The sequence below is a fragment of the Streptomyces smyrnaeus genome (assembly GCF_017676345.1).
In the GTDB taxonomy this organism is placed as follows: domain Bacteria; phylum Actinomycetota; class Actinomycetes; order Streptomycetales; family Streptomycetaceae; genus Streptomyces; species Streptomyces smyrnaeus.
Map to the genome: position 1 here is coordinate 53378 of NZ_JAFFZM010000018.1, position 13943 is coordinate 67320.

Consider the following 13943-nt stretch of genomic DNA (forward strand, 5'->3'; position numbering starts at 1 on the left):
GGTCACGGGATGCGGCGGTGCACATTCTCCTTCTTGGCCGGTCCCGGCGTGGCGTCGGCGATCCACGGCCCCTCGGTGGACGCGTCGATGACGCCCTCCTCCAGCCAGGTGTAGGAGCCGTCCAGGACCTGGCGGACGACCTTGCGGTCCAGGTCGTCGGTGTTGCTCCACAGCCGCCCGAACAGTTCTTCGACGCGGATGCGGGACTGCTGACAGAACGCGTCCGCCAGTTGGTGGGCGGCCTGCCCGTCGGCGCCGTCGCGGCACAGCTTCTCGGCGCGTACACAGGCGGCGCTCATCGCGAACAGTTCGGCGCCGATGTCCACGATGCGGCCGAGGAAGCCCTGCTTGGTCTCCATCCGGCCCTGCCACCGGGACATGGCGTAGAAGGTGGAGCGGGCCAGCTTGCGTGCCGCGCGCTCGACGTAGCGCAGATGCCCGGCGAGGGTGCCGAACTCCCCGTACGTACGCGGCAGCTGGCCCGGTCCCGCGACCAGCTTGGGCAGCCACTTGGCGTAGAAGGTGCCTGCGGCCAAGGCCGCCTTGCGCTTGTCGGCGAGGGGCTTGTCCGGGTCGATGAGGTCGCCGGCGACGGACAGATGCGCGTCCACGGCCTCCCGGGCGATCAGCAGATGCATGATCTCGGTCGAGCCCTCGAAGATGCGGTTGATCCGCAGATCGCGCAGCAACTGCTCGGCGGGAACGCCGCGTTCGCCGCGCGCCGCCAGCGACTCGGCGGTCTCGAAGCCCCGGCCGCCGCGGATCTGCACCAGCTCGTCGGCGATCTTCCACGCCATCTCGCTGCCGTAGAGCTTGGCGAGTGCGGCCTCGATACGGATGTCGTTGCGTTGCTCGTCGGCCATCTGGGAGGACAGGTCGAGCACCGCCTCCAGGGCGAACGTCGTCGCCGCGATGAAGGAGATCTTGCTGCCGACGGCCTCGTGCTTGGCGACCGGCCTGCCCCACTGGACGCGCGCCTGCGACCACTCACGGGCGATTTTCAGACACCATTTCCCGGCGCCCACACAGGTGGCGGGCAGCGACAGCCGACCAGTGTTGAGGGTGGTCAGCGCGATCTTCAGCCCCGCGCCCTCGGGTCCGATCCGGTTGGCGGCCGGGACCCGGACCCGGTGGAAGCGGGTCACGCCGTTCTCGATGCCGCGCAGCCCCATGAAGGCGTTGCGGTTCTCCACGGTGATCCCCGGGGAGTCGGCCTCGACGACGAAAGCGGTGATGCCGCCCTTGTGCCCGTCGGCCCGGCGCGGATCGTCGGCGGCGGGCTCGGGGACGCGGGCCATGACGACCAGGAGGTCGGCGACGACCCCGTTGGTGGTCCACAGCTTCACCCCGTCGAGCACATACTCTTCCCCGTCGCTCTCGGGAACGGCGGTGGTCGCCAGCCGGGCGGGGTCGGAGCCGACGTCGGGCTCGGTCAGCAGGAACGCGGAGATGTCGGTACGGGCGCAGCGGGGCAGGAAGGCGTCCTTCTGCTCCTGGCTGCCGAACAGCTTCACCGGCTGCGGCACACCGATGGACTGGTGCGCGGACAGCAGCGCCCCGACGGCCGGGCTGGCGGAGCTGACCAGGGCGAGCGCCTTGTTGTAGTAGACCTGGGTGAGCCCGAGGCCGCCGTACTCGGTGCCGACCTTCATACCGAGCGCCCCGAGCTCCTTGAGGCCGCTGAGCACCTCGTCGGGGATACGGGACTCGCGTTCGATCAGTGCGCCGTCGATCTTGGCATCGGCGAACTCGCGCAGCCTGGCCAGGAAGTCCTCACCGCGCGCGACGTCGTCGGCCGCCGGTTCCGGGTGCGGGTGGATGAGGTCGAGACGGAAGCGGCCGAGGAACAGCTCTTTGGCGAAGCTCGGCTTGCGCCAGTCCTTCTCTCGGGCTGCCTCGGCGACTTCGCGTGCTTCACGCTCGGAGACGGTCATCTCGCTCACCTCGAAACGGTGTGGAGGCGGATACGCGGTGCGGGACGGACGGTGGCTGCTGACGACTGGTCGCTGTCTGCTGTTGGGGTCGGCCGGCTGGTGTTCGTGTCGGCTGTCTGCTGTTCGTACCCGTTTCAGTGCTGCCCGCGTCGGGGAGCCACCGGCGACTACCGACGGGTGCTACTCGGTCGTATGTACCCGATTCATCCCCGGCGTACCAGACGCCGCGCACGAAAGCGCCCCACCTACCGCACCCGCTGCTCCCCCGAGCCGTCCGCATGGCCGCCGCCCGGGGTCACCAGTCCGGTCTCGTAGGCGAGCACGACGGCCTGCGCGCGGCTGCCGATGTCCAGCTTGGCCATCGTGCGGTTGAGGTGCGTCTTGACGGTCGACTCACTGATGACGAGTGTCTCGGCGATCTCCGCGTTGGACAGCCCGCCCGCCACCAGACGGAGCACGTCCAGTTCGCGGCTGGTGAGCGCGTCGAGCGTCTCGGGCGGCGGGCCTGCGGGGTCGGTCCGCGGGGCGTACGCCTCGATGAGGCGGCGGGTGACGCTCGGTGAGAACAGCGTGTCGCCCTCCGCGACGGCCGCGATGGCCGCCAGCAGCCGCTGCGGCCCGGTGTCCTTGAGCAGGAAGCCGCACGCCCCGGCGCGCAGCGCGGCGTAGACGTACTCGTCCAGGTCGAAGGTGGTCAGCACCAGGATGCGGGGCAGCGGCTCGCAGGCGGTCTCCAGGATGCGCTCGGTGGCGGTGATACCGCTGGTGCCCGGCATCCGGATGTCCATCAGGATGACGTCGGGCCGCTGCTCGGCTGCGAGTTGGACGGCCTCGTCACCGTCGGACGCCTCCCCGACCACCTCCATGTCCGGCGCGGCGCGCAACAGAGCGGCGACACCCGCCCTGATGAGCACCTGGTCATCGACGACGAGCACCCTGGTCGTCACCGTGTGTGTCCCCTCTGTGCCGTCAGGCGGGGAGGATCAGCCGCACCTCGAATCCACCGCTCGCCCGAGGCCCGGCGTGCAGCCGGCCCCCGTAGATCCTGGCGCGCTCCCGCATCCCAATCAAGCCGTGCCCGCCCGGAGGCGGCGCACCAGTGCCCGGCGGAGCGGGGACCCGGCGACCCGCACCGCCCGCGCCGTCCGTGCGGCCTCTCCTGCCGCCGCTGCCGGTACGGCCACCCTCGCCGCCCGTACGACCGCGGTCGGCGCCCGTACGGCCCTCCTCGGCGCTCCTACGGCCCTCCTGGGCGCTCCTGCGGCCGTCGTCGGTGACCGTCACGGTCAACTGGCGGGGCTCGTAGGCGACGGTGACGGACGCCTGGGCCGGATAGGCGTGCTTGAGCACATTGGTGAGCGCCTCCTGGACGACGCGGTAGGCGCACTGGCCCGCGCCGGGCGCGAGGGAGCGGGGCTCTCCTGTGACGGTGAAGCGGACGGGGACGCCGGCGCCGCGCACCCGTTCGGCGAGTTCCGGCAGCTGGTCGAGGCCTGGTGCAGGCCCGAACTCCGTCTGGTCGTCGGTGCCCTGGACGAGTCGCGGACCGCCGTCCCCCGGCCGGTCGCCGCCTTCCACCCGCAACACGGCCAGCAGGCGGCGGAGTTCGCCCAACGCCTCGGTGGAGGTGTCGGCTATGGTGCCGAGCGCTCCGCGCGCGGTCTGCGGGTCGGTGTCGAAGACATAGCCGGCCAGGCCCGCCTGCACGGATATCACCGACATGTGGTGCGCCACCACGTCGTGCAGCTCGCGGGCGATGCGGACCCGTTCCTCGGCCACCGCGCGCCGCTCGGCCCCCGCCCGCTCGCGGCGCAGCTGGCCGGTCAACCGGGCCAGCTCGACGTTGCGCTGCGCGGACTTGCGCGCCAGATAGCCGAAGCCGCAGATGACGCTGGTGTAGAGCACGCTCTGGCCGAGCACGGTGGCCCAGGAGCTCTCCACACCTGTCGTCCCCGCGAAGTTCCACACTGCTGCGAGCAGCAGCGCACACAGCGCCGCCTCGCGCAGCGGGCGCATGGACGCGACGGTGTAGAGCGCGAGAAGGGGGCCGAGGGTGTTGACGACGGGCCAGTAGTCGAGCGCTACGTACACCGTCCAAAGGGCCAGGACCGTCAGGCACAGCGTGAACGGGATCCGGCGGCGGGCCACGAGCGGCAGGTTCACCGCACAGGTCAGCGCCACCCCCGTGGCATCGAGACCCGACCAGCCCGTCGGGACCCGGTCGTGGCCCAGCAGCAGGCTGACGGCGGTGATGGCGAGCGCGATGGCGCTGTCGTACGCCCAGGCCGGCACGCGCTCAGCCCTGTGGCGCAGTCGGGTCCAGGCCGTCGTGCTCCGCATCGTCGCAGCGTAGCGATCCCCCGGCGGCGCCCTCATCCACCGGACGCGCTGTGTGGGACACCGGCTGCCTACCGCGGTGGTACGACATGGGCAGTCGGCTACCGCAGAAGGACAGGTTCCACTTACCGCCGTGCGGTGACGACCCGCGGACGCCCGCGGCGTACCTTCGGAAACCAGGAAGAGCGCCACGCCCCGGGGGACGGGGGTGGGTCACGGTCGGGGGGGCCGTGGCCGCGAAGCAGCCTCAGGGCGTGGCGCTGTTCGACGCCGCCGCGTGACCGCTGAGCATCAGCACCACGGTGACGACCAACAGCAGCAGTGCGACAACCGCGACGACGACGGTCAGGGTGCGGCCGATCCGTCGCCGCTGCCACTCCTCGCGTAGGCGCATGGACCCACCTCCCCTGCGGGCTACCGCCCCGCGTGCGCGGACTTCCGATCTCGCGAGTCGCACACGAGTACCTCGGAATCACATTCCCAGGCACTGTAGTCGCGCTCAGGGGACGACGCGGAAATGGGTCGTCAGCCTGCCCTCGTCATGGATGTGGAAAGCGATCATCGGCGGCAGCCCGTAGTCGATGGGCCCGCCTTCCTCGCCCTCCCAGGGCATCTTCAGGGTCGAGACCACACCGGGCGCCGCCACCAGCGGCAGCCCGGCGAAGGAGGTCACGGCCGGGGTGTGGCTGTGACCGCACAGCAGCCCTGCCACATGGCCGTGCCTGCCGACCACCTCGGCCAACCGCTCCTCGCCAAACTGCCGGATCGGATCGACGTACTGGCCGTGCAGCGCAACGGGCGGGTGGTGGAAGCAGACGAAGGCCGGCTTGTTGGCCGGCGCCCCGGCCAGCGCCTGGTCGAGCCAGGTGAGGGTGGCGTCGTCGAGATAGCCGTGCCCCTTGCCCGGCACGCTGGAGTCGCACATCAAGAACGTAGCGCCCAGCAGTTGGTGCACCTGGTTGACCGGTGAGACGTCGGCCGCGTCTCCGTTCAGCAGTACGGAGCGGTAGGGGCCGCGCGCGTCGTGGTTGCCCGGGCAGATCAGCGGGAGCACCCCGTGGTCGGCGAAGAGCTTTGCCGCCAGGGTGTATTCGGCCTCCTCACCGTGATCGGCGATGTCCCCGGTGAGCAGGACGGCGTCGAGTTGGCCGGGCAGGCCGGCGAGACAGGCGAGCACGCGCTCGGCGCGCTCGCGGGCACGGGCTCCACCGTCGCCCCGGTCCTGGCCCAGGTGGATATCGCTGAACTGCGCGAAGGCGAACATCAAATGGTCCTCGCTGGGTCGATTGTTCCTGGTCACTGTGGTGTACCGCTCGGTCCTGCGCTGCTGGACCCCCATGCCGACCTTCCGGGCCCCTCATGCCGACTTCCAGGCCGGCTCGGGATCAGTCGTCCGCGTCCGTGTGTGTTGCCCGTCGGCCTGTCTTTGTCAGCTCTTCCAGTGGACGGCGAAAGCGCGAGCCGGGTTGTCCACGAAGAGCTGCCGCGCCGCCGCCTCGCCCAGCTCTCGGGCGACCCGCGGCCGCAGTACACGCGTGATGTACGGCACCCCCGTCTCCGCGCGGGCCGTCGCGGTGACCGTGTCGCCGCCCAGCAGCAGGCGGTCGCCGTAGCCCTGCTCCAGCAGCCGGCTCAGACTGTCGAACAGGCGCCAGTCCGTGGCGTGATGAGTGCGCGAGGGACCGTCGAAGACCAGCCACGCACCGGACCGTGCGGCCTCGCGCTGCATCCGCACATCCGGGCACCGCCCCAGATGCCCCAACAGCACGCTGGAGGGCGGCACCTCCCCCTGCTCGCACAGAAGCTCCAGTACGTCCGTCGCCCCGGTGCCCAGTTCGAGGTGTACCGCGATCGGCGCACCGGTCGCGTGGTGCGCCTCGGCCGCGGCAGCCATCGTCCGCCGCGCGTACGGGCCGAGCCCGTGGAAATCTCCCGCGACCTTGATCAGTCCGGCACGCGGTGGCTCGCCGCAGACACCACCGCGCACACCGCGCGTCAGCTCCTCCACGAACAGCTCCGCCGGATCGGACGGCAGCTCCTCGGTGTAGTGCTGAGCCTGGTGCAGCCCTGTCGCGGCGACGAGCCGCACTCCGGTGCGCCTGGCGAGCTCCACCAGCGCGCCGGAGCGCCGCCCCATCCCGTAGGGCGTCCACTGCACAAGGCTGCTCCCCCCGTGCTCGGCGAACGCGCGCAACTGCTGCTCGGCGGCTTCGGCGTCGGACAGCTCCTGACCGGGCAACCGGGGGCTGCGCAGGAACAGGTGGTCGTGGGCGTCGCAGACGCCCAGCTCCGAGCCGGGCAGGTCGCCTTCGACGGTACGGACAGCAGCACTCCGGGTCGGCGGGGCAGCCGCTGAGGGCGTGGATATGCGGGTGCCCTGATGAGAGGCCCGTACCGCTCGGCCCCCGTCGCGCGTCATGCGGGAGAGCCCGGTTCGGCGGCGTGGGCGTCCAAAAGCCGCAGCAGGCCGTCCACCGCTTCGTGGAAGGGCCCCGGATCCCCGGCCGAGCGGGCGAGCACATAGCCGCCCTGGACGACGGCGACGACGGTGGCGGCCGTACCGGCCGGGTCGAAGGCCGATCCGAACTCGCCACCGTTCTTCCCCTCTTCGAGCACCTCCGCCAGACGGGACCGCAGCCAGTCGAAGGTCTCCTGCAGCGGGGCGCGGAGCGCGGGGTCCGCGACCACGTCCGGGTCCTGGGCGAGCCCGCCGATCCGGCAGCCGCGCAGCACCGAGCGCTCGCGGCTCAGATAGGCGCGTACGCGCTGCCGGGCGCTCCCCTCGCAGGAGAGATCCGCGTCGGCCGTCGCGCGCATCTCCTCCGCGCTCTTGCGCACCGCGGCGCGCGCCAGGTCGGGCTTTCCGCCGAAGTGGTGGTACATGCTGCCTTGACCGGCGCCCGCCCGCTGTTGGATGGCGCGGGGGCTCGTCCCCACGTAACCGCGCTCCCACAGGAGCTCCTGGGTTGCCTCGATCAGTTTCCCGGCCGTGTCGGTCCCACTCATGAGCACACTGTACATACTAGTAGGTACGGAACTCCAGGAGTGGACGGTCCGGTCCGGCCACCGGAACACCACTGCCGGGCGCCCCGACAGCAGTGCGCTGTGCGAGACACCCGGCAGCAGTGCGCCCGGGGGAAGGAACGGGCTGGGGGGAGGGCTGAGGAAGAGGGAGGGCTGGAGCGGGGAGGCCGGGGCTGCGGACAGCCGGCCGGCCTTCCCCGGGCTCAGAGCGCGAGGCCGGTGAGCACCATGACGCGCTCGTAGGTGTAGTCCTCCATCGCGAACCGCACGCCCTCGCGGCCCACACCGGAGTCCTTGACACCGCCGTACGGCATCTGGTCGGCGCGGTAGGACGGTACGTCGCCGACGACGACACCGCCGACCTCCAGCGCGCGGTGCGCACGGAAGGCGGCCTGCACATCGTGGGTGAACAGCCCGGCCTGCAGGCCGTACTTGGAGTCGTTGACGGCCGCGAACGCCTCCTGCTCGCCGTTCACCTTCACGAACGACATGACCGGGCCGAAGACCTCCTCGCAGCCGATCTGGGTGTCGGCGGGCACGTTCTCCAGGACCGTCGGCTCCACCGTCGCACCGTCCCGCTTGCCGCCCGTGAGCACCTTGGCCCCGGCGGAGACGGCCTCGCCGATCCAGGACTCGACCCGGCGCGCGGCGTCCTCGCTCACCAGCGGACCGACGTCGGTGGACTCGTCCGAGGGGTCACCGGTGTTGAGCGCCTCGACAGCCGCCACCACCTTGGGCACCAGGCGGTCGTAGACCGAGGCGTCCGCGACGACCCGCTGCACGGAGATGCAGGACTGACCCGCCTGGTAGTTGGAGAAGGTGGCGATCCGCTGCGCGGCCCAGTCCAGGTCCGCCTCGGAGGAGTAGTCGCCCAGCACGACAGCCGCGCCGTTGCCGCCCAGCTCCAGGGTGACGCGCTTGCGCGGCGCGGAGTCCAGGATGGACCAGCCGACCGGCGCCGATCCCGTGAAGGAGATGATCGGCAGCCGCTCGTCCTGCACCAGGCCCGGCATCTGGTCGTTCGGCACCGGCAGCACCGACCAGGAGCCCGCCGGCAGCTCCGTCTCCGCCAGCAGCTCGCCCAGGATCAGCCCGGACAGCGGGGTGGCGGGCGCGGGCTTGAGAATGATCGGCGTACCGACCGCGAGCGCCGGGGCGACCTTGTGGGCACACAGGTTGAGGGGGAAGTTGAACGGCGCGATGCCCAGGACCGGGCCATAGGGGAAGCGGCGGGTGAAGGCGAGCCTGCCCGTGCCGCCCGCGTCCGAGTCGAGGCGCTGGGCCTCGCCCCCGTTGAAGCGGCGGGCCTCCTCCGCCGCCCAGCGGAAGACGGAGATGCAGCGGCCGACCTCGCCGCGCGCCCACTTCATGGGCTTGCCGTTCTCCGCCGAGATCAGCTGCGCGATCTCGTCCGTGCGCTCCACAAGACGGCGTGTGATGTGGTCGAGTGCCGCCGCGCGGACGTGCGCCGGGGTGGCGGAGAACTCGTCGGCGACCGCGGCGGCAGCGGCCACGGCCTCCTCCACCTGCTCGGGCGTGGGGATGCTGACGGTGCCGACGTTCCTGCCGTCCCAGGGCGAGGTGACATCGAGCGTGCTGTCGCCGGTGGCCTTGCGGCCGGCGAGCCAGAATGCGTGAGGAGAAGTCGCTGTCGTCACTGCGGATCGCCTTCCGGATGCGGGAGAGTGGCTCGGTTCGAGCTCCACGGTAGGGCGTCGGAGCCCGCCCGCTTCTTCGCCGGGATGGAGCACTTGCGCGGCGCGGTGCTACGGATTGTCGCTGTACGGCTTGTCCCCGTACGGCCGGAGACATGTGGGATGCCCGCGCCGAGGCTGCCGCGCAGGGGCTCCGCAGCGTACCGGCGTCTCACGGGCGCCGGTGAGGCGGCTGCCGCCGCCCAGCGGCAGCCGCAGCTTCCGGCCTCAGCCGGTCGCCTTCAGCGCCAGCCAGAGCTCCATGCGCACGTCCGGATCGTCGAGAGAGCGGCCCAGGATCTCCTCCACCCGGCGCATGCGGTAGCGCAGCGTGTGACGGTGCACCCCGAGTTCGGCTGCGGCGGCGTCCCACTGGCCGTGCCGCGACAGCCAGGCGCGCAGCGAGGCCACCAGATCGCCCCTGCCGTTGGCGTCGTGCTCGCGCAGCGAGCGCAGCAACCCGTCGGCGAAGGCCCGGACGGCGTCGTCGGCCAGCAGCGGCAGCACCGACCCGGCGGCGACGTCCTCGTGCTCCACGAGCGCCACACCACGCCGTCTGGCGACGGACAGCGCCTGGTCGGCCTGTTTGAAGGCGACAGCGGCGGCGGACAGCCCCACAGGTGCGGAGACACCGATCGCCAGCCCCTCGTCACCGCCCCCGCCGGGGCGCCGCCCGGGTTGTGCGGCGGACGCCGTCGCGGCGAACTCCGCGCACGCGGCCGCCGCGGCACCGCCGTCCGAGGCCAGCACCACCAGGCGGGCCCCGTCGGGCACCACGAGCACCGCCTCCCCGTTCCGCGCGGCAGCCGTCTCGACCGCGTCGGCCAGCTCCTCCAGCGGCCAGACGATACGGCTCAGCCGCCCCGTGTCGGACGCCTCGGCCTGCGGGCCACCGCCGCCCGCGCCGACCACGACACCGGAGGCCACCGAGGTCCCGGTCGGGGCGGAGGGGGAGGACACCGCCGCCGCACCGTCCCGGCCGACGGCGGCCGACGCCTGCACGGCGGATCTGGCCCCGCCGGCCTGGCCGGTACCGGCTCTCGCTCCGGTACCGGCTTTCGTGCCCGTTCCCGCTTTCGGGTCCGTTCCGGATTTCGGGTCCGTTCCGGCTTTCGTGGCGGACGGCTTGGCGGTCGGCCTCCCGGTCGGCTTCCCGGTCGGCTTGGGGACGGTGGACCGCGCCGTATCGGCCGTGGTGGAAGCGGTAGCCGACGTGCCGGTCGTGGCGGCCAGGTCGGACAGCCCGCACGGCTCCCCCGCCCGCGCCAGATAGCCGCTGGGCATCTGCGACGACGGACGTGCCGCGGACGCTGTGGGCACCGACGGCGCCGCGGCGGACCCCACCATCTGCGACGTGTGTGCCGCCGCGATGGACTCCTGCGCGAAACGCGCCGCCGCGGCCGACGCCGGCTCGGCGACGATCACCCGCATCGGAGCGTCCAACAGCCCGCCATACAGCTGCCCCGCCACGGCCCGCGCGTGCTCGCCCTCGCCGACGAGCAGCATCTTGAGCACGGCCGCACCCAGCCGCTGCTCGGCCTCCTGCAGCGCACGCGAACGCTCCATGGTGAGGGTCAGCAAGGCTATGGCCGAGTTCACGGCGTACCGCTCCGCCGTGCCGAGCGGCGCCGCCGTACCGACGGCCAGCACCGCCTTGGCGCGTCTGCCGCTGCCGATCGACTGGAGCTCGACGCGGTCGTCCCCGCTGTCCGCCTCGCTGACCACCGCGCTGGCCGGCGTGGGCCGGTCCCGCAGCCGCTCGGCGTCCCCGACGAAGCGGGCCGCCCGGCGCACCGCCCAGGCCGGAGCCGTGGCGACGACCGACCCGGAGGCGTCGTAGAGCGCGGCCCAGCCGTCGACCTGCGAGGCCAGCCTGGCCAGCAGCGCCGAGGGACCCTCCCGGGAGAGCGCGGCGCGCGTCATCTCGCGCTGCGCGTCGAACCCGGCGGTCACAGCGCGGTACTGCTCGGCGGCGATGTCCGCCGAGACCGCCTTGCTGATCGCGATGAAGGGGGTGCGTCTGGGCACCTCCAGCAGCGGGAGGTGCGCGCCCCGGCAGGCGTCGACAAGAGCCTGCGGTACCCCCTCGTAGTTCACGCCCGCCGCGAAGCCGAGCCCCACCACACCCTTGCTGACCAGCTTCTCCACGTAGGCGTGCATCGTCTCGGGGTCGGCCGCGTCCAGCTTGAGCCCCGTGAAGAGGATCAGCTCCCCGCCGTCCATGTACGGCGTCGGGTCGGCGAGCTCACTCGCGTGCGCCCACCGCACGGCGGAATCCAGCCGGTCGTGCCCCGCGAGCACGGAGAGGCGGAGCGCGGAGTTCTGGACGAGCGTGGCAAGAGTCGGTGGCATAACGCACTTCACCGTACAGCCGTCGGCCCGTATTCGGTCCCTCACACATGTGGCACCGTTCGGGGCCCGGGGTCACTCCCCCAGCTTTGTCAGGATCGGCGGCGTACGTTCCCCCCGGACCGTGGTGACGGAGAGCACAGCGTGCTCCGGCTGCAGCTCGTTGGCCAGGTCGGAGGCCGACCAGCGCTCCCGCTGCTCGCTGCGCACGGTCACCGACTCGGCCGTCACATGCTTGCCCGTCGCCAGCCGCCGCACCGCGTGCAGCACGCGGGTGACGGGCTCGTCCGAGACCAGCTGGCGATTGGTGACCGTACGGGTCTGCACCCACTCGGTGCCCCACACCTCGGCGAACCGCTCGGCATCCCACGGCGTGACCCCGGCGCACACCATCCGGCACCCGACGGCACCCAGCAGCGGACCGCGCAGCGGCTCGGGTACGTCGTCCAGCGCCCGCAGCGTCAGCAGGACACCCGCGTGCACCGAACGTAGCCGCTGAAGGCCGCGCAACGCCTGCGGGGTGATCGTCTGAGCCGCGTCGTCCAGCACCAGACAGGCGAACAGCGACTGGTCGCCGCGCGCCACCGCGCACTCGGTGAACTGCGCCAGGATCAGCCGGGCCAGGATGCGCGACGCCTCCGCGTGCCCCCGCTCCGGCAGATCGATACGGACCCGCAGCGGATGCTCCAACGCCCGCAGCGAGAACGGGCGCCGCCCCTCCGCGCTGGGGCTTCCCTCGGGCAGGAAGAAATCCGCGAAGGCGGGCCTGTCCAGCAGCGCGATACGGTCCGCCAGCAGCGCGGCCACGTCCCCCGCCCGCCCGGACTGCCGCTCGAAGGCGTCCAGCTCGCGCAGCTGGGCCTGCCGCCCGTCGGCGCGCAGCGCCTCCCGCAGCGCATCGAGGGCGCCCGGAGCGCCGTCCAGCAGCTCGCGCAGCTCCGGAACGGCGGGGAACCGGCCGTGCACCACGGCGAACGGCCCGATGAGCTGGGCCAGCGACGTCGCCGCGCGCCGGCTGTCGCCGCCCGGCAGCGCGGCCACCAGATCCCCCACCAGCGCCTCGGCCAGCATCCCGGCCGCCTCGTCCGGATCTGTCGTACCGCCGTAGAGGTCGAGATCATGACTGGAGCCCGGGTGCCCGAGCCGGACGACGAGATCGAACGAGTCGTCGGGCACGAAGTGCGAGCCCGCCGGACTCACCGCGATCACGGCTGTCTGACCGGCCAGCGCCTGCAGACACAACGACTCCACCACCGGGCGGGCCAACTTGCTCGTCTTGCCCGTACCCGGCGGGCCGACCGCCAGCGCGGACGTACCCAGCAGCGAGGGATCCAGCGCGATACCCGCGCCCCGGTACTCGTGCGGATTGCGCTCGGAGTCGGCCGCCCTGCCGATACGGACCTGGCGCAGCGGCAGATCGTGCCGCGCGGCACGCACCGGCAGGTCCCGGGCGCCCGACGGGTGCCCGCACGCCGCCGCCCCCTGCGCCAGCACACTCTCCACGAAAGCCTCCAGCCGCTGCGGCCGGGCCCGCACCGCCTGCCACGCCCGGTCGATACGGGCATGGTCCACATCCGTCATCCGCCCCGTCAGCAACTCCTGCGCCAACCGCTCGGCCGCCTCACCCGCACCCCCGGCACGCAGCTCGGGCCACTGGACGGGGTCGAGGTGGGGCGGGGGGACGGGCGCCTGCTGCGGCCCCGCCGCGGCCATCTCGTCCGGCACGAACCCACCCGACTGCGGCCCCCGATCCCCCTTCACCCGCGCCCAGACCCGCCGCGCGAGCTCGTCCCAGCGACCGATGCGGCCGAAGAAGATGGCGAGACCCAGCAGGATTGCGCCGCTGTACAGGTAGGTCGCGAAAAGATACAGCGTGTTGTCGGCCTCCCTCTCCCGCCAAGATTCAGGCATGACGGCAAGCAGGGGCCACCTCCAATAGCTGCCCAAATACCCGTTCCACAGCAGCGACCACAGCAGCCAGCCCATCAAGAACGAGATCAGGGCGCCGCTGACAAGTTGGCGGGCCGGGGTGCGTTCGGGGTCTTCCGGGGGGCGTTGCTTGTAGCCGCAGCGCCAGATGCCGGGGGCCGCCTCCGGGCGGGGCAGTCGCAGCCAGTCGGCCAGCGGGGGTCCGGCCTGCGGGGCGCTCGGCGGCATGGGCGGCGGCCCCGCCGATCCGGCCTCCATGCCGCGCGGGGCAGGAATGCTGCCGCTCCCGCCGGGCGGTGCAGTGGGCGGTGGGGGCAACGGGGCGGACGGCGCGGAGGGAGGGTGCGGCGTCGGGGGCTGACTGGTGGGGGCGGGGGCAGTGTGGTGCGTGCTGCCTGTGCCCTGCTTCCGGTGGGGAAGCCCCATGTCCATGTGCTGCCTCAGCTCCCTGACGCCCCGACGCGCCGGCCCTCGCGGGTCGACGCCCTCCTGCACCCAATCTAGCGGCCGACCACGTCAGTTGGCCCATGGCCGCGTCCCGCACTACGAGACAGCCCGCGCAGCAGACGCCGCAGGTACCCGAAGAGACCGAATAGACCGCCCGGCCCCCCGCCCCCCCGAAGGGCCGGGGGAGCGAGCCCCCGGGCGCGAGGGGCCGGCGGGAGGCACATGGAGC

10 protein-coding genes are annotated in these 13943 nt (G+C 72.4%); all 10 read right to left on the reverse strand.

The window, feature by feature from the left end; all coding sequences use genetic code 11:
• Nucleotides 1-2: 2 nt before the first annotated feature.
• The gene (locus JW613_RS26545; RefSeq protein ID WP_209213505.1) at nucleotides 3-1934 is read right to left on the reverse strand and encodes an acyl-CoA dehydrogenase family protein; all 1932 of its coding nucleotides are present in this window, start codon (nucleotides 1932-1934) and stop codon (nucleotides 3-5) included.
• 245 nt (nucleotides 1935-2179) lie between these two features.
• The gene (locus tag JW613_RS26550) at nucleotides 2180-2881 is read right to left on the reverse strand and encodes a response regulator (RefSeq protein WP_209213436.1); all 702 of its coding nucleotides are present in this window, start codon (nucleotides 2879-2881) and stop codon (nucleotides 2180-2182) included.
• Nucleotides 2882-2903: 22 nt separating this feature from the next.
• Nucleotides 2904-4274, reverse strand: coding sequence for a sensor histidine kinase (locus tag JW613_RS26555; RefSeq protein ID WP_245226320.1), 1371 nt, complete (start codon nucleotides 4272-4274; stop codon nucleotides 2904-2906).
• A 244-nt stretch (nucleotides 4275-4518) separates the two neighbouring features.
• Nucleotides 4519-4665: a hypothetical protein gene (locus JW613_RS26560; protein ID WP_209213438.1), complete on the reverse strand. Its 147-nt coding sequence runs from the start codon at nucleotides 4663-4665 to the stop codon at nucleotides 4519-4521.
• 105 nt (nucleotides 4666-4770) lie between these two features.
• Nucleotides 4771-5535 carry a metallophosphoesterase gene (locus tag JW613_RS26565; RefSeq protein ID WP_209213506.1) on the reverse strand — a complete coding sequence of 255 codons (765 nt, stop codon included), beginning with the start codon at nucleotides 5533-5535 and terminating at the stop codon, nucleotides 4771-4773.
• Between the two features lie 165 nt (nucleotides 5536-5700).
• Nucleotides 5701-6690, reverse strand: a complete 990-nt coding sequence (locus tag JW613_RS26570) for a phosphotriesterase family protein (RefSeq protein WP_209213439.1) — start codon at nucleotides 6688-6690, stop codon at nucleotides 5701-5703.
• Nucleotides 6687-7277, reverse strand: coding sequence for a TetR/AcrR family transcriptional regulator (locus JW613_RS26575; RefSeq protein WP_245226321.1), 591 nt, complete (start codon nucleotides 7275-7277; stop codon nucleotides 6687-6689). The genes JW613_RS26570 and JW613_RS26575 overlap by 4 nt, the downstream gene beginning before the upstream one ends.
• 221 nt (nucleotides 7278-7498) lie before the next feature.
• Nucleotides 7499-8953 carry an aldehyde dehydrogenase family protein gene (locus tag JW613_RS26580; RefSeq protein ID WP_099884656.1) on the reverse strand — a complete coding sequence of 485 codons (1455 nt, stop codon included), beginning with the start codon at nucleotides 8951-8953 and terminating at the stop codon, nucleotides 7499-7501.
• Nucleotides 8954-9217: 264 nt separating this feature from the next.
• Nucleotides 9218-11341 (reverse strand): PucR family transcriptional regulator, encoded by a 2124-nt coding sequence (locus JW613_RS26585; protein WP_209213441.1) that lies wholly within the window; start codon nucleotides 11339-11341, stop codon nucleotides 9218-9220.
• A gap of 72 nt (nucleotides 11342-11413) precedes the next feature.
• A complete protein-coding gene (locus JW613_RS26590; RefSeq protein WP_209213442.1) occupies nucleotides 11414-13699 on the reverse strand; it encodes a type IV secretory system conjugative DNA transfer family protein in 2286 nt (761 codons plus the stop codon).
• Between the last annotated feature and the right edge of the window lie 244 nt (nucleotides 13700-13943).